Origin of the sequence: Ferrimonas marina, from assembly GCF_900129905.1 — a bacterium.
GTDB classification, from domain to species: domain Bacteria; phylum Pseudomonadota; class Gammaproteobacteria; order Enterobacterales; family Shewanellaceae; genus Ferrimonas; species Ferrimonas marina.
This window is the reverse complement of sequence record NZ_FQXG01000003.1, coordinates 344,767-364,171: the sequence shown is the minus strand read 5'-3', so window position 1 is coordinate 364,171 and position 19,405 is coordinate 344,767. Positions and strand designations below refer to the sequence as shown.

General features: G+C 58.8%; 24 protein-coding genes and 3 tRNA genes. 13 read left to right on the top strand and 14 right to left on the bottom strand.

All coding sequences use genetic code 11. The features are described from left to right. The first annotated feature begins 265 nt into the window (after positions 1-265). Both BUC04_RS08945 and BUC04_RS08940 read left to right on the top strand, forming a co-directional pair. Positions 266-1,294 carry a hypothetical protein gene (locus tag BUC04_RS08945; RefSeq protein ID WP_067655600.1) on the top strand — a complete coding sequence of 343 codons (1,029 nt, stop codon included), beginning with the start codon at positions 266-268 and terminating at the stop codon, positions 1,292-1,294. Between the two features lie 63 nt (positions 1,295-1,357). Further along, a complete protein-coding gene (locus BUC04_RS08940; RefSeq protein ID WP_067655602.1) occupies positions 1,358-1,555 on the top strand; it encodes a hypothetical protein in 198 nt (65 codons plus the stop codon). A gap of 69 nt (positions 1,556-1,624) precedes the next feature. Here the strand turns inward: BUC04_RS08940 and BUC04_RS08935 are convergent, their stop codons facing one another. From BUC04_RS08935 to BUC04_RS23905, 3 genes are all read right to left on the bottom strand, one after another. Continuing rightward, complete coding sequence (locus BUC04_RS08935; protein WP_067655605.1) at positions 1,625-1,924, bottom strand: hypothetical protein; 300 nt, start codon at positions 1,922-1,924, stop codon at positions 1,625-1,627. Between the two features lie 120 nt (positions 1,925-2,044). Continuing rightward, positions 2,045-3,016: a hypothetical protein gene (locus tag BUC04_RS08930; protein WP_143165625.1), complete on the bottom strand. Its 972-nt coding sequence runs from the start codon at positions 3,014-3,016 to the stop codon at positions 2,045-2,047. 120 nt (positions 3,017-3,136) lie between these two features. Further along, entirely contained in the window at positions 3,137-3,304 is a 168-nt protein-coding gene (locus tag BUC04_RS23905; protein ID WP_156479968.1) for a hypothetical protein, read from the bottom strand. Between the two features lie 126 nt (positions 3,305-3,430). Here BUC04_RS23905 and BUC04_RS08925 point away from each other — a divergent pair, with 126 nt between their 5' ends. Beyond that, entirely contained in the window at positions 3,431-3,715 is a 285-nt protein-coding gene (locus BUC04_RS08925) for a hypothetical protein (RefSeq protein WP_067655611.1), read from the top strand. Positions 3,716-4,084: 369 nt separating this feature from the next. Beyond that, a complete protein-coding gene (locus tag BUC04_RS08920) occupies positions 4,085-4,630 on the top strand; it encodes a GNAT family N-acetyltransferase (RefSeq protein ID WP_067655614.1) in 546 nt (181 codons plus the stop codon). Between the two features lie 42 nt (positions 4,631-4,672). On the opposite strand, the gene BUC04_RS08915 is transcribed toward BUC04_RS08920, so the two are convergent. The 5 genes from BUC04_RS08915 to orn form a co-directional block, all read right to left on the bottom strand. Further along, positions 4,673-7,132, bottom strand: coding sequence for a hypothetical protein (locus tag BUC04_RS08915; protein ID WP_143165624.1), 2,460 nt, complete (start codon positions 7,130-7,132; stop codon positions 4,673-4,675). A 356-nt stretch (positions 7,133-7,488) separates the two neighbouring features. Then, on the bottom strand, positions 7,489-7,989 hold the full coding sequence (locus BUC04_RS08910; protein WP_067655620.1) for a 3'-5' exonuclease family protein: 501 nt from the start codon (positions 7,987-7,989) through the stop codon (positions 7,489-7,491). Next, complete coding sequence (locus tag BUC04_RS08905) at positions 7,986-8,318, bottom strand: hypothetical protein (protein ID WP_067655623.1); 333 nt, start codon at positions 8,316-8,318, stop codon at positions 7,986-7,988. Before BUC04_RS08905 ends, BUC04_RS08910 begins: the two co-directional genes overlap by 4 nt. After that, the gene (locus BUC04_RS23445) at positions 8,309-8,593 is read right to left on the bottom strand and encodes a hypothetical protein (protein ID WP_143165623.1); all 285 of its coding nucleotides are present in this window, start codon (positions 8,591-8,593) and stop codon (positions 8,309-8,311) included. The genes BUC04_RS08905 and BUC04_RS23445 overlap by 10 nt, the downstream gene beginning before the upstream one ends. A 220-nt stretch (positions 8,594-8,813) precedes the next feature. Next, entirely contained in the window at positions 8,814-9,419 is a 606-nt protein-coding gene (gene orn / locus BUC04_RS08900; RefSeq protein ID WP_067655629.1) for an oligoribonuclease, read from the bottom strand. Positions 9,420-9,894: 475 nt separating this feature from the next. Here orn and BUC04_RS08895 point away from each other — a divergent pair, with 475 nt between their 5' ends. From BUC04_RS08895 to BUC04_RS08875, 5 genes are all read left to right on the top strand, one after another. Further along, the gene (locus BUC04_RS08895; protein WP_067655632.1) at positions 9,895-11,142 is read left to right on the top strand and encodes a hypothetical protein; all 1,248 of its coding nucleotides are present in this window, start codon (positions 9,895-9,897) and stop codon (positions 11,140-11,142) included. A 246-nt stretch (positions 11,143-11,388) separates the two neighbouring features. Beyond that, a complete protein-coding gene (locus tag BUC04_RS08890) occupies positions 11,389-12,672 on the top strand; it encodes a hypothetical protein (protein WP_067655635.1) in 1,284 nt (427 codons plus the stop codon). 96 nt (positions 12,673-12,768) lie between these two features. After that, complete coding sequence (locus BUC04_RS08885) at positions 12,769-13,485, top strand: hypothetical protein (RefSeq protein WP_067655638.1); 717 nt, start codon at positions 12,769-12,771, stop codon at positions 13,483-13,485. A gap of 287 nt (positions 13,486-13,772) precedes the next feature. Next, entirely contained in the window at positions 13,773-14,597 is an 825-nt protein-coding gene (locus tag BUC04_RS08880; RefSeq protein WP_067655641.1) for a hypothetical protein, read from the top strand. 250 nt (positions 14,598-14,847) lie between these two features. Beyond that, a complete protein-coding gene (locus BUC04_RS08875) occupies positions 14,848-15,501 on the top strand; it encodes a hypothetical protein (RefSeq protein WP_067655645.1) in 654 nt (217 codons plus the stop codon). A gap of 303 nt (positions 15,502-15,804) precedes the next feature. Here the strand turns inward: BUC04_RS08875 and BUC04_RS08870 are convergent, their stop codons facing one another. Continuing rightward, positions 15,805-16,179, bottom strand: a complete 375-nt coding sequence (locus BUC04_RS08870; RefSeq protein WP_067655648.1) for an antitoxin Xre/MbcA/ParS toxin-binding domain-containing protein — start codon at positions 16,177-16,179, stop codon at positions 15,805-15,807. Between the two features lie 84 nt (positions 16,180-16,263). Between BUC04_RS08870 and BUC04_RS08865 the strand changes: the two genes are divergently transcribed. Further along, complete coding sequence (locus BUC04_RS08865; RefSeq protein WP_067655651.1) at positions 16,264-16,596, top strand: hypothetical protein; 333 nt, start codon at positions 16,264-16,266, stop codon at positions 16,594-16,596. Between the two features lie 22 nt (positions 16,597-16,618). Here the strand turns inward: BUC04_RS08865 and BUC04_RS08860 are convergent, their stop codons facing one another. The 5 genes from BUC04_RS08860 to BUC04_RS08840 form a co-directional block, all read right to left on the bottom strand. Continuing rightward, positions 16,619-17,086, bottom strand: a complete 468-nt coding sequence (locus BUC04_RS08860) for a hypothetical protein (RefSeq protein ID WP_067655654.1) — start codon at positions 17,084-17,086, stop codon at positions 16,619-16,621. 99 nt (positions 17,087-17,185) lie between these two features. Beyond that, positions 17,186-17,398: a helix-turn-helix domain-containing protein gene (locus BUC04_RS08855; RefSeq protein WP_082766550.1), complete on the bottom strand. Its 213-nt coding sequence runs from the start codon at positions 17,396-17,398 to the stop codon at positions 17,186-17,188. A gap of 41 nt (positions 17,399-17,439) precedes the next feature. Then, a tRNA-Ser gene (locus BUC04_RS08850) sits at positions 17,440-17,527 on the bottom strand. 8 nt (positions 17,528-17,535) lie between these two features. After that, positions 17,536-17,620 (bottom strand) — tRNA-Tyr (locus tag BUC04_RS08845). A gap of 44 nt (positions 17,621-17,664) precedes the next feature. Next, positions 17,665-17,753: transfer RNA gene (locus BUC04_RS08840), tRNA-Ser, on the bottom strand. Between the two features lie 405 nt (positions 17,754-18,158). Between BUC04_RS08840 and BUC04_RS08835 the strand changes: the two genes are divergently transcribed. From BUC04_RS08835 to BUC04_RS08825, 3 genes are read left to right on the top strand one after another with little or no spacing between them, the layout of a single operon-like run. Next, complete coding sequence (locus tag BUC04_RS08835; RefSeq protein WP_143165622.1) at positions 18,159-18,731, top strand: hypothetical protein; 573 nt, start codon at positions 18,159-18,161, stop codon at positions 18,729-18,731. Between the two features lie 26 nt (positions 18,732-18,757). Beyond that, positions 18,758-18,967 carry a hypothetical protein gene (locus BUC04_RS08830; RefSeq protein ID WP_067655660.1) on the top strand — a complete coding sequence of 70 codons (210 nt, stop codon included), beginning with the start codon at positions 18,758-18,760 and terminating at the stop codon, positions 18,965-18,967. Continuing rightward, the gene (locus BUC04_RS08825) at positions 18,960-19,403 is read left to right on the top strand and encodes a YkgJ family cysteine cluster protein (RefSeq protein ID WP_073325773.1); all 444 of its coding nucleotides are present in this window, start codon (positions 18,960-18,962) and stop codon (positions 19,401-19,403) included. Before BUC04_RS08830 ends, BUC04_RS08825 begins: the two co-directional genes overlap by 8 nt. Positions 19,404-19,405: the final 2 nt, after the last annotated feature.

Here is a 19,405-nt window from a genome sequence, read left to right as displayed (position 1 = left end):
TTATTCTTTGATGGTACCACAGCGGCCAATGGCGCTGAACCAGTCAACCAGCTTTGCAAATAGGCAACCCCTTGACCTGGCCGATATAAATATGTATATTCAAACACGTCCTCACTATGGTGAAAGACGGGCCTAAGCAGCCTGCCGCCCCAATCGGCAAAAAAGCCCTGCATTTAAATTTAGGACTTGGAATGTGGATCGATTTAACCCGGTCGCATTCTGGTTATGGGGCAACTGGAAACCCGACCGCACAAGGATAAGCGCGATGCACTTCATTTCTCAGGAACACTACCGCCAGGTCACCGCCGGCATGAACGCCCTGCACAGCAATGGCAAGCCGACCCTTAATCAAAGCCGCGATCAACTGGCCGCCCAGGCTGGCTACCACTGCAATGCCAAGCACCGGGAATCACTGCCGGAGTGTAGCGATCTGTGGCTGCACATCTGCCACCACCACAACCGCCTATCCCGCCTTGCCGAGGGCGAGCAATCTGGCGGCGCTCAATGGCAGATCAGTTTCGCCGTTGCGCATAAGGGTGCATTGGCGATCACCGGCAAAGCCTACGCGGAGGCCGTCGAGCAGTTGCTTACCGCGCTGCAGGATGAGTTGTCTGATTACCAGCCCAAATGCAGCCAGGGTGGGTTGGAATTTAATGTGTTTATCTGCCGGCCGACCAGCGACAGCGCCTTCAACAAGGCACTGGCCCTCTTTGCCAAGCTGCCCAGTGCCCACCGGCAGGGCTTCGACGAGCTGTGCCAACCCATGTTCCAGTCGATGACCGAAGAGGACACCGTGGTGTCCATCAAAGCCAGCGAACGCCGCGCCCTGGAGTACCTTGGCCACTGGAGCACTCTCCCCCCTCTGATTGCACATGCCTTTGAGTACCAACCGACCCAGGGTGAATTCAACCTGTTCAGTTATACCCCGGGACTCTACGACGGGCCCGTGCTGGAGCAGATCTATTTCGAGGGCACCGAGAGTAACTGGCTCGGCCTCTGGTTGACCCAGCACGCGGTTGATCATCACAGCACCCAGGCGTTGGACGTGCTGGACAGTACCGGCCTCAGCCTGCAGCAGATCAGCGCGCTTTGCCATGAAAAGACTGCCGAGGCCGTACTCCATGCTGTGTGCAACCAAGCAGCCTGGCTGGCGGTTACCAAGGCCAGCAAACGCACCACCGACTATCAGGACGATCCCGATGGTGAGATCCAGCAAGCGCTGGCCCGAGTAATCAGCAAAGAACGCGAACGGCTGTTCCGCTGCTATCTGACCTACCCGCACCACCTCGGCTGATGCGGCCTGACATCATCCAGCCCAGGGATAGTCCCTGGGCCCCAAAAGGAGCCTGCCCACTGAATGAGCCAAGCACAATGGTACCTGTGCACACCCAACAAGCCCCGCGGGCACCCCGAAGTGACCCCGCAGCGCAAAAGCGTCGCGTACCGGCGCTTAGATATTCTGGACAAGAACGGCCACAGAGCTTGGCTTGAGGACCCGATGGGCAACCGAGGGGCCGAAACCATCGCCGAAGTGAAACACTGGCTGTGTGAATGAAACCAGGCCCCCTGGCGCGGACAGCGCAAGGGGGCCCTTATTTACATCCGGCCGGCCTGTGACAACGGCCTATGGCCGCTCGCCTTGCGCCTGGGCGCCGGCCTCCAAGATCAGCACCGCAACGTGCTCGACGTACTCGCGGTAGTCAAAATCCGTTTTCAGACCAAACATATCCTGGCAAACGCGAACGAGGTACGCGACCACCTCGGCCTTGCTAACGCCGGCCTGCAGCATATCGGCCAGCTCCACGGCATAGCTGCGGTACTCCCCCTCCGCCCTGGGCAGGTGCCCTATCCCGATGGGGTCCCAGTCTTCCATCAAAACCTTATCGATGGCCTCGACCACCTCAGGCTTTACCCCTACTGCCATATCGTATTCCCGCTCATCAGTTCCGGCTTGTGCCGATGTCATAAGTATCTGATGCTACACCGTCAGGAGTTGCTGCACCACGCCCACCGGCCCCCAGTCGCTGCTGGCGGGCACGCACCGTCAAGGCTTACCCCTTCCCGCCGACGGCAGCGCAATCACCAGGTTCACTGCAACCAGAGCCAGCAGGGCGACCCACTCCTGCCAGCTGGGCCACACCCCGCGGGACAACGACAGCAGGATCACCGCGCCCACCGGCACGCAGTACCAAAGCAGGGCCAACATGCTGCTGCGAGATTGCACCAAGGCGAAGTCGCACAGCATACTACCAACGGCGATCATCATTAACCCCGCGAACAAGGCGAGGTACACAGCGCCGGTATCGATATCGCCCAAGCCTTCTAACTCGGAGAAGCCCAGCACCACCAGCACCGGCAAGGCGGCCATCCGCAATGCAAACTCCACAGTGACGCAAGCGGTCAGTGTTTGGTTACCCCCGTCAAGCTGGGTACTTATCCGCTGCACCAGCATCACACGGCCCAGAGAAGTCAACGCCATGCACACCGCACCAACGAACGCCAACGCCCCAACCTGAAAGGCCCCGGCATTGACTCGGGCACCGCCATCCCACCACAGCCAGGCATAGCCAGCAACAAAACCGAAGGTGATCAGCACCACAGCGTACCCCTCGCCCGGGGTGATCTTTTGGCGCCGGCGCACCAAGGTGTCGACCAAAAAGAACATCATCGGCCACAGCTCAAACACCATGACCGCCAGCACATCCCAATCCTCTGACAAGGACAAAGCCCAGTATAGAAAGCCATGGTTAAGCATGACCGCACAGCCGGTGGCCAGTACCAGAGCGAGGTTTCCTGGCGCCAACAGGACCCTACCCAGATCTCGAACCGGACCCCGACGCCACGCCACCGCACAAAGCAGCAAACCCGACCCCACCAAGGCGATGCCATGCACCATCACCAGCACCGCCAGCGGACTGCTCAGCCCCACCAAGGCGTTGCTGACGACCGGATACGCCATCCACAGCAACACCGATACTACCATCGCCAACAACGCTTTCTTACTCACGTCGGTCACGCCACCACACTCCACTACGCAAAAACCGGCCCCAGGTTGTCCCTGGGTACCGGTCTTCAGTATACGGGGGTGGTTATCGGCCCGTGTTAATTACAGGGCTTAGTCCCTTTGGTGTGAAGATCAAACAGCGCAGCCTAACCGCCCCTCCTGATCCAACTCATAGCAGCGCTGACACATCGGGTTGTCCATGTCGTCATAGCAATCCGCCGGATTAGAGCAGGCCTCATAACTGCAGGTCTCTGGTACTGTCGCTCCCTGCACCTCACGGGCATCATCATTGAGTTTCATATCGGCTCTTCCCTGATTTACAATGGTTAGCCTGGCCGGCAAGACCAGCCAACGTTGAGTATATTATTATATATCAGAGGGTCACCCAAGCCAAGGGCCTGGCCCCGTCACGGAGTAGACATTGTTATGGCCATCCCAAGCACCCGAAAGCGCCCGGATCCCGATTTAAGCCAGTTGATCCGCTACTGCGACCAGCAACCCCGCCCCGGCCAGAGAGTGTTCTACTTCTGCGCTGAAATCGGCATGCACTTCGGCGTCTACGAAGGCGATACCTGGTTCGGCGGCGAGTGTGGTGACATCGACCGTGATGTTACCCACTGGGCCCCCGAGAGCACGGCTTTTCCAGCGGAGATCCTTTGCCGCTACTGCGCACCGTCTGAACGGCTGTCGGAAGACAATAACGTGGACTAAACCCTAGTCCTCCGCCTTTGGTCGGCCTTGAGGACCATGACCCCCACCAACGCCTGCCCATCGAGGCGCTTTATTCTTAAATATTGCGCCCCAGCCTGCGCCTATCTCCTGACACTCTGACATACCCCGCAGCCCTACTGCTGTAGCCTAATGCTAAAGAGTACACCTCAACCTGAACACTCAGGCCAATGGAACAGTTATATTATTTTTACAGAGCTGGAGAAGACCCCAAAACCCCATTGGCAAACCGTTGGACACTTTATCTCCACCAACCTCCTCCATTAAATAAGCCTAAAAATAATACCTTGAGGCATTAACAGGATTTTTGAGGTTGTCATTGTAAGAGTTCAATAATAAGGTCTATAAGAATTGAAGGTCAGATTAAGAGAAGCCTCCGCTAAAGACGCCGCTGCCATTGTTGAAATAAACAACAGCCATATGAAAGGTGACAGAGACACCGGCTTCTTGGTCAAACCCTTGGCAACCCACACCTTGAAGAAGGCACTTAGGCTTGGCAATGCCACTTACTTCGTCGCTGAGGTAAACCAGAGCGACATCATCGGTTTCGTGCAGATTTCAGGGGCTATAGAAAAAGCAGTAGTACGTTCAATCCACTGGGACAACCAGATTCAATATGAAAATTTTCAAACCCGTAAATATCGGTGCATTGAAAAAATTGCAGTAAGGAAAGAGTACGGCAAACATGGTATCGGCTCCTTGATTATGAATGAGGTGTCTCAGTTGTTTAAAGGGTTTACACTCTACTCATTCATCGTTGTAAAACCGATAACCAACAGCCCGTCAATTCGCCTCCACGAGAAAATGGGCTTCGAATCAGCCGGACATTTCAGACCCCACAGTTATGCCGGCTATTCAAACTATGAAAGCCTGCTAATGGTGAAGGCCAACAAATAACTGCTGACAAACCACAATGAAAAATCCTGGTCGTTCTTTGCGCTAGTTGACTATCTCCAGGCGAACATGAGGGTCCTGGCCAACTGGCAAGCAGTAATTGGCCCACACCCTGGCCCTGCCTACCGCCTTGCCGTTAGCCCCCGGCTCATATAGAAACACGGTCAAGCTGCGGATAGCCGCAATGTCGGCTGGGCTCAGATCATTCAACAACCGACCGACTGCCGACCGGTACGCCTCTGAGTCGCAGAACTTGGTCATGCTCTCCTTCAGATCGCCATCCCCGTAGTCAGCCAACGAGGCCACACCCTGCTCGGCACGGCGCTGACGGCTTCCGCCCCAGCCTTTCACCAGGGCTACCCCAAAGGTAAAGCGCTGGCGGCACTCTGCCCCTGCTGGCGGCATCGGTAGCGGCAATTCACTGCTGGCGGATAACACCAGCTGGGCCCGCAACCCCCGCGGCACCCGGACCTTCAGGCAACCAGCCCACTCCTGCGGCGGTGAGGCTAGTGCAATGGCGTCCAAGTCCGCGAACACGCCGTTAGACGGATGCTGTCTGTTCCCATGCAGTTCAACCCGGACACCGGTGATCCTGGCCCCAAGTTCGTGCTGGGCACGCTGCGCCGCATCAGCGACGCTTTGAGCGAAGTCGCTGGCGGACACCAGGGCTTCCAAGCTGGCTTTGGGGGACGATGCCAAGGTGCATCGAAGAGGCCAGCTGCGATCACACTGCACCTCAAAACTCACCCCATCTGCCGTCTGGCATTGCAGCGAAGCGCTAAAACCGGCAGCCAGCCCGTTTGTCACCCGATCCCAACTGCGTTCCTCTTGAGGGGTTGCAATAGCGGCCTTCTGGCTGGCCACGATGGCGTCCGCTCTTTCTATCCTGCACGGATCCAACGCTGGTGGCCGAACGTAACCGGGGCCTCCGATCAGCTTGCCCTCGATGGCCCCCGCCAACTCCTGTGCAAAATCGCCATACCACCGTGCCTGATTGAGCCACCGTAAGGACAACTGGCCGCCGGCATCCAGCGTAACGGTCAACTGTACCGGCCAACTGCACCCCAGCCCCTTCACATAGCCCTCGATGTCCTGTAATTCTCCCCGGCCACGCTTTTCAGGCAGATTCACCTGGCGCACCAACTCGGCAATCCGTTCGGGATGTTGTAACTGACTACCCAGAGCGCTCAAAAGGCCTTCCGCCCGGTAATCCCGACCTGGCCAGGGCCAGGCCACCAGCCTGTGCCGGTGCTCATCAAGGCGCCTGTCCTGACGGAACACACCGTCAATCACCAGCTGCAAGCCGACATCCGCGTCGCCCTGAAGGGCCAGGTGGCGGTGGCGGATCGCAGCCATGGCTTTCGGGTCAGCGCTTATTTTGTCCCGATCCCCCGGCGACAAGGCAAAGAGCTCCACTAACCCCACCACCTGGTTCACGTCCCTCTTGATCACGGCGACCAGCCCACCGGGGACACCACGCGGATAGATCAGCACAGCCCGGTGATCGGGCCCGAACGGGCTTTTACGACTGAGTTTATTCAGCTCAATACGGCGGGTGCTCACCAACATCTGTGCCAGGTGATGGGTATCCAGCCCCTGGTTCCTCAAGCCAAGCTCGGCCTCCACCGTGTAATACGGCGCCACGGTACCCAATTCATGGGGCACCCAGGTGTATCCCTTGACCCGTCTGAGCATCGCTGCGCCACACAGAGTAACTGGCAGCTCGTAATTGCGCTTCCTCCCAACGACCCGGGCCAGCACGCGAAAGCCGACAATGGATTGCCGGCGGCCCACCGCCTCAAGGCGTTCCAGCACACCGGCCATCACCCCATCGGCCGCCAGGCATTGACCCAAATTACCAAGATCCGCCTTACCTACGGCCAGGGCGTCGCCAGAAAGCCGGGCCATAAAACGGTGCAACAGCACGGCAGACAACAACCCACCCTCGGATGACTGGCACAGCGCCTGCAACTGGACCGTGGCATTGCCCTGGGGCAGTGCATTTCCCTTAACCGGCAGCACAGACGCCGCTCCCGGCCCCTTCCTCCAGTTAGGCCGCTCCGGCAGCGCGAATCGCCAACCGCCGTCCACCGGGGCGCATTCCAACTCGCAGATCAGGCTATGCCGCTGGCGGCGCCCCTTGCGAAAGTGACGTAATCGCAGGGTGTCGATCTTTGACCCCGGGCAGCTTGCCAACTCCGGCACTCGACCCAACAACGCAGCCGTGGCCACACTGGCAAAGCCCTCCCGCTGCACCAGTCCACGTAGGTGCGAGTCCACCTGCTCCGCGGGCAGGTTCGGCAACATCCATCGGCCCAACGCCAGGATCTGTTCCCGGTCATTCAGGGCGGCCTCCAGCACCACACTGGGCCCATCCGGATCCTCCGCCCCCATGACCAGCTCTTTGGCCTGGCGCTGAGCCTCCATGGACACGCCCCAGGCACAGTTTTGGTGGTAATCCAAAGGCAGGACGGTAACGATGGCGCCGTTGCTGGTACCGCCCATTTTGGACCCGCCCTGCAGGCGGCAAACCGCAACGAAACACTGCCGATCAGGCTCAGAATAGAACAGGTAGTGCGAGCGTAGCTCCTTGCCCCACTCTCTGGAACCAATGGCCACACAACACCCCGTGTTCAGCAGATGCTCCACCTCCTCCACGGCAAGCGAGGTCCTGGTCCCCACCCGCATTGAAGAATAGCCTGTCGCTTTTAGCTCAACGTCCACCGGTTGCTGACCCTCTGATATCCAACGCCTTATTACCCCCCTACGGTAGGGCAACCACCTAGCCATGGCAATCCGCCGATACAAAAGAGAGGCCCGAAGGCCCCTCTCAAGATGCTTGTGAACAGTTCACAAAACCGCTAGTCCCAGAACTCACACTCACGACCTAACTGCAACGCTAGATCGCAATCGGGCAAGGCCCGGTGCGGCACCTCCCGGCCTTTCCGCAACAGCCACCAGGCCCAGGCATTCTGTCGGTTCTCCAGACACCAGCCGGACAGGCCAATCACCTCGTAGGTGGGATCCACCCCGGCCGCTGCGTGTAACCGGTCCAGCCAGCGCCGGTCAAAGTCTTGTGCATCAGACAACACCCTGCAGCCACGCAGCAGGCTGTTCAGGCGCTCAGCGGCTTCATAAACACTGAGCTGGCCGGCCAACTGCTCGCGGGGGATCTTGTGGATCCCCTCGGCAGCGGTACTCCAAAAGGTCCAATCAACGCCCTGCGGCACAGTATCGGGGTCAATGAGAAATGACTCTCGCAGGCTGCCAGTGTTCGATGCAAACCCCACCTCAATTGGGTAGGACGCCATCTCCAGACCACTGGCCTCAATATCAATCCAGATCACTTCCGCTTCGGTCATTGCAGCGGCACCCCCGGGATCTCCCCATCCGGCGCCAGCATGTATTCCGGTGCCACGTCCGCTCCGCATGCCAACGCATGCTGCCCCCAGGCTGATTTCAAGCTGTGGTCGAACCACACCCCTGGGCCTGTGTCGATAGCCAGCATCGCCTGCTCTGCGTACTGGAACCGCACCGGCAGATGCCAACCCGCCAGATCCGTCTTGGCCATGTCCACCAGGTGGGTACCCGGCCCGTCCGCGATGGTCCAGCCGCCGTCGGTCATCCGAACCGCAAATAGGCAGGCATCAGGACACTCGATCGCGCCGATGTAATCGTTACTCAACTGCATACCACCCCCTGGCGCGACGCCATCACGCTGCGCACTGTGGTCAGGGCCTGCTGCACTACCGGGCCCTCCAGCACACACCGCTCCGGACTTTTTTCCAAATCGTAGCCCACCATCCCGCCAGGACCACAGGGCGCCACCTGCACCACGGTGCCCTGCTCAGGTTCAAACACAAAGCCACGGTGCCGTGCCCGGCGCAACGCCACCCCGATCAACCGGTGCCGGACCACCTGCTCTGGCCGGCTCAAACTCACACTGTAGTACCACTTACGCGCCATCCTGGCCCCCACTACAACTCACCACATCAACCCGCCCAGCGGGGTCATCAACCCCCTGACTGTAACCCAATGACGCCGTTTGGCAATCCCTGGCAAAGCCCGCGGTGCCTGACCCGACCAGTGATACCGGTTCAACCGTTTGCATGGTTCAATCGCAATTTGGCCACAATATATTTATCCCTATCACGGGGACTATTCACACAACTGCTAGGGCGCGGGGCTATTCAATCGCCCCCAGGAACTTCAAATACACATCGAGCTCAGCCACGGTTTCTCGGATGTCAGCCATCGCCGTGTGAGCCCGGCGCTTCTTGATCTTGTTGGCCACGGACGGTTGGTACCGTAGAAACAGCTCGTTCATGGTCGAAACGTTGACCAAGCGGTAGCTGAACAGCGACGCCAGGGTCGGGAGTTTGTGCCCGATGAACGCCGCATCGAACTCCACGCTGTTGCCCAGCAGGGTATAGCGCGTCCCATTGCCAAGCTTGATGCCATGCCCGTCGAGGTACTGCAGCAGCGCCTTCTCGGCCTCCGCCAGCGGCAGCCCCTTCAGCAGACACTCGGGGATGAGCGTGTCCTGAAACTCCGCTTTGCTCCAGGGCGACAGGTTCTTATCTGCCTGCTCCGGGGTCAGTTCGAGTACCACACGGATCCCCTCATCCAACAACTTCATGTTGTTGTCGACCAACACAATGGCCACCTCAAGGATCGGGTAATGCTGAAGACCCGTCATGCCCACCGGGATGTTGGGGTCATCAGCATTTTGGGCACCCGGGAGGCCTCCCGTTTCGATGTCAACGCCGATAAAACACTGGTGTTTGTCCATAGGTACCTCTGGCTTGAAGGGCCCTGACCTGGCGTAACTTCCGGTGGTTCACACCAACAGGTCTCATCGCATGCCAACGCCCAATGTCACAACTCAACTACCCACCAGTTCTGGTGGGTACAGCACCCCCGCCCAGCAGGGGATCAACGCCATGACTGTACCCCAGTGGCAGAGTTTGGCAATCCCCCGCGACGGTGCCTTACCCTCGATGCAGACCCGGGCCCCACCCAAAGACGCCGGGTCCTAATCTCAACTTGATTGAAAATATATTTTTGTATACTATTGGGGTTGTTAAGTTACAGCCGGTGGCATGTCCTGCGCTTGACCGGTTCCCGCTCCCACCGCACTGCGGCTAGGGCAACAAGCGCGCTATTAGCAACACCCTCACCTATCTGACGCTATGGAACCCATTTCCGGCTCAGTGGTGTGAAACGGGAGCATCGCATTACCGACGCCATTAAATGGAGATCCAACCATGCAAGGTATCATCACCACCCCCAAGCAGCATGCCGCCCTTATCCGTGAGGTCGCCAATGCCACTGGCACTGACCGCAAGGACATTGAGTCGGTTGTCGCCCGTCGCCTGTTTGACGGCAAAGACCATCACGCCGCGATCAGCTGGCTTAAGAGCCGCCCCAAAACCGTTGCCGGTACCGTTGCCTCTCGCCTGAACACCGGTCCCGCTTCCGCCCTGGTGGCTCGCAGACTCAAAGAGATGGACACCCTGCTTCGCCGGCACAAAGTAGCCCAGGAGCAACTGCAGACATTCTTTGCCGGGATCAAGCCGGCACCGAGTTTCGCCCGGGACTACCCCAACGCCAGCGTAGAAGAGAAAGCCTTTGCCGGGGCCCTGGCCCGGGCTATTGCCACTTCACCGGAACAGATCAGTGTGTCCACTGGCGGGCTTGATCAGCCGGTCAGCTCGACCTCGCACCCGTTTACCATGGTGATTGAGTTTGGCCAGTATCGGCTACATGTTGAGGGCGGCTTTATCCGACCTCATCGCAACAAGTGCACCAGCGTCAGCCTGCGTGAGGTCTACTGTTACCACCGCCTGCCCAGCAGCGGCCGACGCTTCCCCATCGAGCACCTCACTCGCTTCCTGGATCACCACATCGCCGTCTGCCTGGACAAGCTGATCTTTGACCTGCCGCTGGCGCCCCTGCCGGTCTCAGCCGCATGCCTTAACCTGCTGCTGGACGAACTGCTGGCGGACCAAACTGCCACCCCGGCCCCAGCCCAAGCGCTTTCCGAAGACCTGTTCCATGCCCTGCGCGCCCGCATGGACTGCATGGAAAGCACGTTTGAAGATGCGCAAAAGCGGATTGAAGAGAGCGAGCTGGACTTCGAGATCCACATCGGCGATGACAGCAGCGACGATACTGAGCAAACCGCTTGCCTGTTGCTGACCTTTAGCCCCAGCGGTGCGCACTGGGCTATCGGCGTTCATGATAGCTTCGAAGACGACAGCTTTGCCATTGAAGCATCCGGCTACCTGGGCCGTGACGACTTCACTCTGCATGGCAGTGACGACCAGCAACGCAACGTCACCTGCGAGGCCGATCGGATGCTGTCAGATCGGGTGCAGTTTGCCTCCGAGCACCTGCAGGTCGCCAATCACGCCAGTCGATTGGAAGAACTGCTGTCCAAGGGCAACCTCGGTGGCCAGTGGGATGACACCATCCACACCATCAGCCAGATCCTCGAACAGGCCTCCGCGTAACCCAGCCAGCGCCCTGGCCAGCACCAGGGCGCGTCTTGACGACCCCAAGCCGTTAAGATACCTTTCGAATCAACCGGTGGCATGTCCAGCGTCTGACCGGCTCCCGCTCCCACCGCTTAGCGGTTCGGGCAACAGACGATCTTCTTTGCAATACCCCCTACTGACGCCCTGATGCTTTTTTCTAACGGCTCAATGGTAGTGGAACGGGAGCACCACCGACCTTGCAGCCAGTGAAGGAGCAGCCCCATGAAAGGCGCAATCACCACCCCTAAGCAACTTGCTGATCTCAACCACGCCCTGGTCCAGGCCACCGGCGCCAAACGCAAAGCCATCGAACCGGTTACGTCCTCGCACCTGTTCCCAGGCATGGACCACCCCGCGGCCGTTGCTGAACTCAAACGCCGGCCCAAGACGATCGACGGCACCATCAACAGCCGCCTGCCCACCCGCCACGCCGGCCGTACCGCCAAAGAGGCACTGGCCCAGACTGCCAGCATGGTGGCCCAGCTCAGCCACTACCACGCACTGCGACGCAAACTGGTGGACCGTTTTCTTAGTGAAGCCGACGAACGCCTCAGAGACGGTGACATCCCCAGCAACTGCGCCGCGGCCCAGCTGATCGCCAAGTTCCAGGCCAACGCCAAGAGAATTGAGGTAAAAACCCTGGGCCTGGCCGCGCTGGCGGATCCTGGCAGAACCCGATTTGACGACCTGTTCATTAAGATCAGCACGGAGGGTATCGAACTGTCGATCCGCTTCTACTACAACACCTCCGGCCTGCTCACCTTCGACACGATGACCACCGTCCAGGTCGAAATCAATCAGCAGGACCCCGACGTTTGGCTACGAGCTCAAGGCTATTCCGGCCAAAGTGAAAACAGCCACATCGACATGTTCGCCGGTACGGTTGCCATGAACGCCGTAGACCTGTTGAGCGAGGACATTGCGCCCCCCAAGGGGCAACTGCCGATCAGCACCGAACTGCTCAACCTGGTGCTTGACGAGGTCCTAGACGGCCGTGAAGCCCTACGGCCAGTGTGGCAGCAGGTGCTGGACATCGGGGCCGTCACCCCAGCGCTGCTTGAAGAGCTTAGTCAGGACGCCCAAATCAGCTGCGCCACCGTCGAGTTGGCCAACAAACTGCTGCATGGCGATGGCCTTGAGATGGTAGTGCGACCCAGTGAAGACCCCTTTGAGTCCAACCCCCAGCTCACTGTTTGCCTGACCCATCTGGAGATCCGCTGGTACCTTGGGGTAATCAACCACCAGCGTGCCGGCGAGTTGCATATCGAAGCCTCTGGCAGCCTGGGCCTCGACAAGACACGGTTTGCCAATGGCACCAACCTGCCCTGCCCCCCTGATGCCACCCTGCACCAGCGCGTCACCAGGGCGCTTGACCACCTGGCGGCCAAAGTGCCGGGCTCACCTCTGGTGCAGTGCCTTAACGAGAACCCAGAAATGGCAAAGCAGTTCCGCGACAAGGTCTTCGCCCTGAGCCTCAGCCTCAGCGCCGACCAGTGGGAAATCTAGTCGATTGAATTGACCCGCCTGATATACTTTTATATACTTAGCGGGTTGATTTAGTTCGCCGATGGACCCGGCGATAATGGATATGGAGAGCCCCACATGGCAGAAACCAACGTTGAGCTAACCCTGCTCAAGTCCTCACTGGCGCACGCCGCCTTTGCTACCAACAACGAACTGGCAGAGCAGTCCAGCCACAGCATTCACGCTTCGGTGGATAACACTGAGATTGTCCGCTTTGTGTTTGAAGGTGCAGAGGATGGCCAGATCTTCGTTGATGAAGCTTTGGCTGCGGCCAACATTCCCCATGTCATCCAGATCGAAGCCTACAATCATGACCCGGGCTGCGCCGAATCCCACACCTTGACCGCAACCGGTGAGTTTACCCACCAAACCCTGGCTGGCCATCAACGCTACCCGGATGCCCAGGCTCTGGCAGAAGCCCTGGCCCTGGACGATGCCCAGCTGCGCATTGCAGTGGAAAAGGAAGTGGCCCGCTGCAACCTCATCCACTGGCCCACCCAGGCAACGCGATACCACACCGCGGCGCTGTCCGAGAAGGCGGCTCAGCCTAAAACCGTGGAATTTCTCACTGCCTACTTCACCGTGGTGCTTGTTGCCGACGGCCAGGGTGTGACCGTGCTGGATGTCGACCAGGACAATGACCACGACCTGACTGACTTTGCCCTGGTAGACACGGATTTCCGCACCCGCAACTTCTGGGAAGCCAAGCGCATGGCCCTGGACACCGCAGCGTCTCGCAGCATCCACTACGTGCCGTTCAGCTCCCGCTACGGCGCCGATAACCAACAGGACTGACTGAAAGCGAGGCCGGCAATCACCGGCCTCGTGAACCCGCCCATGTGCTGCGATGTGATGCTTTCCTGCCACACTGTGGCGGTATTCTGGAACAGGGCAAGGGCTGAGTCATTGCGGTGGCGCTTGTTTGGCCGACCAGCGTTTGCTAACGTCATCAATAGGAACCGGAAATCCTTCGCCGCGCGCCCGGGAAAAACCGACTGATCACCCATGCTGATGACTCCACTGCTGTCCTGGTCAACAAAATAGGCGCTGAATAGACCCTTTGGGACGCATAAGGAACGTCAATGCAACCGATCCATGCTCATCCTCAGTTCCACCTGGACCCCGAACTGGTCTCCGATACCACTGTCATCAAGGTCCAAACCCTTAAGGCCTTTTCGCGCCAGATCCGGGACCGACTCAAGGCCGACCAGAACCCAGCGCCCGAATCGGCACGCAGCCACCACGCCTTGCTCAACCAACTCGCGCAACAGATAGGCTCACGGTCTTACAACCGGCTATCGCGGCCCACTAAGTCCGGCCTGGCCGAGTGGGTCCCACCGGTGGCGTTGCGCCTGGATGACCTGGCAGGCGCTCTCAGCCCACTCACGCTCCCCCACCTACCCTGGCTTGCCCAGCTGTACTGGGAGCTTGGGCAACCGCCGCTGGAAACCGCCGGCAAGGACGGTTTCGCCCTGGTCTACCGTGACGACGCTACCCTGCTGCTGACCACCGGCCCCAAAGCCGAACGGGTCCCCAACGCCGAGGGGATCCACTATCTGCCGCTGGGCCAAGATCCCTACCCGGAGATCACCGAACCCAACGACACCTGGACCTGGCTGCATCATGATGTTCAGGCCTACGTTAATCGGGTTTGCACCGATGTCCCCAGCTGGGGCCCTAATGCCCGGCGCCTGCTCAGCACCGTACCAGTGGGCGACCTCTATCGAACCGTTCCACCCCAGCTGTACCTGACAACACCAAAGGCAAGTGAATGGCTCAGTGAGAACGTTAAGCTATGGCAGGAACGCCGCTCCGAGCGCAAAGCACGCCAACTCACCGCGGCGCTGTTCGATGACACCCACCCACCCAGCCCCGATCAGCTGTATGTCTGGGTAAAGTCGCGGTAAACCACCCCATGCAGCCCTGTTGTGGAGAGGGCTGCATTCACCAATCTATAAGCTCCTTATGAACCGGTCATAGGCCAAGGCAAAGTTCCGGTTCAAAGCCTACATCCGCCCCATCCTGCCAACGCAAGGATTCAGCGCGCAACATCCGTTGACCTGAACAGTATTCCCACCCATCCTGACCACCTCGCGCCGGTCACACCGTGCGGCTATTAGGAACACTCACAAACCGAGCCCAAATGAGACTCTACAAATGCCAATAACCCGCATCTTCTGCCTAGCCGCCAGCTTGGCCTTTACCAGCACAATTAGCCTTGCCTCAGAGCAACACTTCGAGGAGCTTCAGTCTGCTATCGACCAGGCTGTCCAAACCCACTCACAGCACGGATGGGCACATGCCTTATCCGACGATCTCGTGATTGAGTTGTATCAAGGCTTAGAACTTTCTCAGCAGTGCCAATCTGACTCGCCAGCTCGGCAGTATTGGGATGAGCGGGTTTTCTCGCCGATCGGCCAGACCCTAGATGCCTCAGTCCTGTTCATTCACCTTCTCGACAACGCCTACATTCGCCTAATGCTTGCGGACCTTGGCAGTGACCAGCCTATGCTCAGTGATGAGCTGATGACCTTCATCCAGTCAGGCCGGTCCGAGGTGCGCGTTGAACCGGTACCACCCATTCGGAAGTTCAGTGCTCAACCTTGGCAAGATTTCGTCACTACCAACCCAGAGCACCCAGCTGCCGCCGTTAGCTTTGGGCCTCACAGCTTGGAGCAACACTTCCGATTGATCAGGCTTTATTGGGTAGGGAAAGAGATGTTGCCCAGCCAGGCCGGAATACTCCAGGCCCAGTGCGAAAACCTGCCCCACAAAGCACGAATGCTATCGAACATCGTCCCCCAGCCATAGCCGAACACGATCTCGATGCAGATGCTGCGAAAATCCAGCAGCTATGTGTGACCGGCCCTGCACCGGGATGATGGTAACGGTGCCCCCCCTTGCCCCCATTACTACCCGGCAAATCGTGTCACTTTCTGGCACGATTTGACCGGTAATCGTTTCACTTTCTGGCACGATTAGGCCAGCAACAGCCCCAGCTCACATCGAGCTTGAAGCCAAACCATCCTAATTTACCAATTGTCTGCTGCTCAAAAATCCACCACCTCGTGGACCTCAACGACATGCCCCCCAATAGACTTCACGGGGACACCTTCACCACAACCCTGAACCTTGCCCAGCCAGCGTTGCTATTCGCCGCGCAACTCCCTCAAGATCCTCATCCAGACCGGAACTGATCACCGACAACGGAGACCGGCCTTCAAAAAACGGGTTGTGGTTCGGCATGGCCATAAAGCCAAATCGGTTGTCCGGGTTCTCAAACAAATCCGCGAGATGGCTGTCTATCTGCAGGATCAGTGCTGCCCGCTGTTCACGGCCCAGTGCGCCCTCAGCGACCCCTTGCGACACTTCCGCCGCCTTGGCTGGCGGTAACCCCCACCGCTCCAGAACCCCAACTGCCGCTTGCTGTTGTGCCATCCCCATCGACGAATCCGTTTTATCCAAACACCTGCCCCCAGATTGCGCCATAGCCTGCTCGTTGTCCACAACGTGACGGCACTGCTGGCGGTTACCACGACAAGGACTTACCCTGTTCAAAAAAGGAGAAAGCGCTTGAGCCTATTTCAATGTCAGCACTGTGGCTGCATGGAGAACACCAGTGACTCCTGGCAAGGATTCACTGGCGTCTTCGCGGAAATGTTCGACTGGACTGGACTAGAGGAGCGCCGCGGAAAGCTACTTTGCAGCGCCTGTGGCCCAGCAAAGTTCACCGACGGTAGGCCTTCGGGATGCGGCCAATGGCATGGCACGTTTGACCGGCTATATCTGGAAAAAGGGCAGTGGTTTACCAACGATGTCGGCAACCTGGAGCACCGGCAGACCGGCCGTACTGACTACCGGTCATTCGCCAAGCTCAGCCCGATTGAAGCGCTGCCGGAAGACTAGCCGGCGGTGAGCGGTAGAGGACTCACCAGTCACCGCGGAAGGTGGAAGGCTTGGCAAAGTACCGGCGCATCTCCTTCTGGCTGCCCCACCGGGCAGGGTCAAAGCCATAGGCTTTCTTAAAGGCCCGGTAGGAACGCCCCCTGGATGCGTAGTACGCCCCAAGGCTATTCTCCTTGAGCCACAGATAATGCCAATACCGGGCATTGGACGGCGAATGCGTGCGGTTCACCACATTGTCGTGCTCGCCACGGTGCATGGTTTCAAACCAGATCTTGCGGTCATCAAACCCCGTCATCAGGCTACGGCGGAAGAAGACTGTGGAGAGCACTGCCCCATCAGGAAGACGGGTCACCAGGAACCGCTCTGTCAGGGAGTCTCCCATCAACCTGGCCAAATTCTTGATATCTCCAACACCGAGCTGAATGACCTGGTCGGTCACCGGATCATATCGACCCAAGGCGGAACGTTCAGGATGGAGGGGTTGCATCATGGGATCTGTCACGCTTTGTCTCGTAATAGGCAGTTTTCCGACACCATACTGATCACCACCGGCAGGTACAAGGGCCAGCGCTCATCTCCCGAAGGACTGTCACAGCTCAACATCAGCCTCCCCAGGCACCCTGATCACCAATTCCACCTGCCCACCGATTGCCTCAACGTACTGGCGAAGCTGAGCCAGCCTAAGCTGCTCTGGTGCCTTAGCCTCCAACTTGCTCACCCCAGGGCAACCCATGCCCATCTGGTGTGCCACCACCTCTTGTTTCTGTGCGGCCCGCTGCCGCAGTTGTTTTAAATTAGTCATCGTCGCCGTCCGCAAGAACTGGCGTAACAAGCGTTTGGATGTGGAGGCGGCCAGCGGATTCGAACCGCTGCCCCGTTGCCGAGGACCCGGATTCAAGCCGGGCACATTAAGCCACTCTGACAGGCCGCCATGGAAAGTGGTGGAGAGGGTAGGACTCGAACCTACGTAGGCAGTGCCGGCAGATTTACAGTCTGCTCCCTTTGGCCACTCGGGAACCCCTCCAGTATCTTGCGTTGGGGCCAGGCATTGAGCCCAGCCCCGGAATTTGGCGGAGAGAGAGGGAGTCGAACCCTCGGAGGGCACAGCCCTCGGCGGTTTTCGAAACCGCAGCCTTAAGCCACTCGGCCATCTCTCCAAGGCTTTCGCTTACCGTGGCTTAACCGCCACGGCGTCGCTTGTTACGCCAGATTTTTAAAGAACAAAAAAAGCCGAGCTTATGCCCGGCTTCTGTTTGGTCATACAGCCGGGTTTACCCGGCCAGTCGACCAGGTACTAAGTGATGGATGAATACGAATAACGCACAGCTGCGCAGCCGAAAGTACGGCAGGCTTGGACGGTATGGCTGTGGTTCATTTTCGCGTTCATGATTGCACCCCTCATGTGTATATATTTATGGTACCCAGGTTTTGCCCGGTGGTGCAAACTCACCGCTTTCCAGAACGGAAACCTGGCTCCATCTGACTCCCGCTGCTTGCAGCTTTCCTCATTCCAAACAGTGGGATATAGTGCCCTGGTTGCGCGCCTTGAGGTACCCCGTTTCATGCACACGCCAGACATGCTTTCCGGCAATATCAGCAGCCGTTTTAGCCCCAATGACAAAGACCGGCGGATCATCACCGCTATCGCCGCGGCCCTGGAAACCAACCCGTCAAAGGCTATGCAGCTCTTTGTGAAGAAGCAGCGCCAGATCAGCGATTACGGGTACTGGTTCGTGCTGTCGACCGCGTACGTTAACGATGCCACGGCCGCCCCGTTAGCCACCTGGCGACGCTTACTGATGTCATCCCGGCCCCACCGGGCTGAATGCCTAATGAAACCGAATGAACTGGCCCAGTTCCAGCAACTGCCCGACACCCTGACGGTCTATCGCAGTTACAGTCCGGAACAAACGGACTGGCTCTCTTACAGCCTGGATATGGAGACGGCAGCCAAGTTTGCCGTGGCCAAAGACACCTTCACGGTGCAGGAGTACCAGATCAACAAAGCCGATGCCATTGCCCTGTTCCTCCGACGTGGCGAGCACGAGATCCTGATGCTCGACCCCAGCAAAGCCACCTATATCCAGGAGTTTGCCGTGATCCGGGAAAACCCCGTCACCGGCGAAGTCTGCTAACCCACCTGAAACCCAAGGGATTGAACATGAAGTTGAGCCAGATCCAGCTCATTAGCGCCATCCTAGTTGAAATAGACCGGCAACATAACGGGCTGAATCTCACCAGAGAGCATTTCGCGCCCGTTAACAATGCCGCCATTGAGGCAGCCAACGGTATTATCGCTGCCCTGAAGGACGTAGAGATCGCCCCCGAAGACCAGGGCACCAGGTCCAAAACGGCAGACACTGATGAGTGAACGAGCGACCCTGCGCCGGCTATACCGCGCTATCCCGGAGATGTCTTGCAAACCGGGTTGCCAGGATTGCTGCGGGCCGGTACCGCTGTCGCCGGCAGAGGCCCGGCGCCTAGGCGTTGATGGCGTGACCACTGCCGGTAGCGACAGCCTCACATGTCGCTTTGCCCGCAAGGAGGGTGGCTGTTCCGTGTATGCGCAGCGGCCACTGCTGTGCCGGCTGTTCGCAATCGGCCCTGCTGCCCTGGCCTGCCCCCACGGCTGCCAAGCCAAGCACCCACTGAGCGAGCTAAAGGCCCATGCCATCCGGGCCGAATACGTGGCGCTGTCACCCAATGCTGGTCCTGATCAGATGATCCTGGACGCCGCCGGGATCAGCGCGGCCAGCAACGTGCTGGCGGACGATCCACTAGCGGCCTTGCTTCGGTCAAGGCGATAGTG

Excerpts from the sequence above, each read along its gene's own strand:
- BUC04_RS08890 (WP_067655635.1), top strand. The coding sequence starts at position 11,389 with ATGAAAGGCGCAATCACCACCCCTAAGCAACTTGCTGATCTCAACCAC.
- BUC04_RS08925 (WP_067655611.1), top strand. The coding sequence starts at position 3,431 with ATGGCCATCCCAAGCACCCGAAAGCGCCCGGATCCCGATTTAAGCCAG.
- BUC04_RS08905 (WP_067655623.1), bottom strand. The coding sequence starts at position 8,318 with ATGCAGTTGAGTAACGATTACATCGGCGCGATCGAGTGTCCTGATGCC.
- BUC04_RS08945 (WP_067655600.1), top strand. The coding sequence starts at position 266 with ATGCACTTCATTTCTCAGGAACACTACCGCCAGGTCACCGCCGGCATG.
- BUC04_RS08880 (WP_067655641.1), top strand. The coding sequence starts at position 13,773 with ATGCAACCGATCCATGCTCATCCTCAGTTCCACCTGGACCCCGAACTG.
- BUC04_RS08875 (WP_067655645.1), top strand. The coding sequence starts at position 14,848 with ATGCCAATAACCCGCATCTTCTGCCTAGCCGCCAGCTTGGCCTTTACC.
- BUC04_RS08940 (WP_067655602.1), top strand. The coding sequence starts at position 1,358 with ATGAGCCAAGCACAATGGTACCTGTGCACACCCAACAAGCCCCGCGGG.
- BUC04_RS08935 (WP_067655605.1), bottom strand. The coding sequence starts at position 1,924 with ATGGCAGTAGGGGTAAAGCCTGAGGTGGTCGAGGCCATCGATAAGGTT.
- BUC04_RS08835 (WP_143165622.1), top strand. The coding sequence starts at position 18,159 with ATGCACACGCCAGACATGCTTTCCGGCAATATCAGCAGCCGTTTTAGC.
- BUC04_RS08860 (WP_067655654.1), bottom strand. The coding sequence starts at position 17,086 with ATGATGCAACCCCTCCATCCTGAACGTTCCGCCTTGGGTCGATATGAT.
- BUC04_RS08855 (WP_082766550.1), bottom strand. The coding sequence starts at position 17,398 with ATGACTAATTTAAAACAACTGCGGCAGCGGGCCGCACAGAAACAAGAG.
- BUC04_RS23905 (WP_156479968.1), bottom strand. The coding sequence starts at position 3,304 with ATGAAACTCAATGATGATGCCCGTGAGGTGCAGGGAGCGACAGTACCA.
- BUC04_RS08915 (WP_143165624.1), bottom strand. The coding sequence starts at position 7,132 with ATGGGCGGTACCAGCAACGGCGCCATCGTTACCGTCCTGCCTTTGGAT.
- orn (WP_067655629.1), bottom strand. The coding sequence starts at position 9,419 with ATGGACAAACACCAGTGTTTTATCGGCGTTGACATCGAAACGGGAGGC.
- BUC04_RS08895 (WP_067655632.1), top strand. The coding sequence starts at position 9,895 with ATGCAAGGTATCATCACCACCCCCAAGCAGCATGCCGCCCTTATCCGT.
- BUC04_RS08910 (WP_067655620.1), bottom strand. The coding sequence starts at position 7,989 with ATGACCGAAGCGGAAGTGATCTGGATTGATATTGAGGCCAGTGGTCTG.
- BUC04_RS08825 (WP_073325773.1), top strand. The coding sequence starts at position 18,960 with ATGAGTGAACGAGCGACCCTGCGCCGGCTATACCGCGCTATCCCGGAG.
- BUC04_RS08885 (WP_067655638.1), top strand. The coding sequence starts at position 12,769 with ATGGCAGAAACCAACGTTGAGCTAACCCTGCTCAAGTCCTCACTGGCG.
- BUC04_RS23445 (WP_143165623.1), bottom strand. The coding sequence starts at position 8,593 with ATGGCGCGTAAGTGGTACTACAGTGTGAGTTTGAGCCGGCCAGAGCAG.
- BUC04_RS08830 (WP_067655660.1), top strand. The coding sequence starts at position 18,758 with ATGAAGTTGAGCCAGATCCAGCTCATTAGCGCCATCCTAGTTGAAATA.
- BUC04_RS08870 (WP_067655648.1), bottom strand. The coding sequence starts at position 16,179 with ATGGCGCAATCTGGGGGCAGGTGTTTGGATAAAACGGATTCGTCGATG.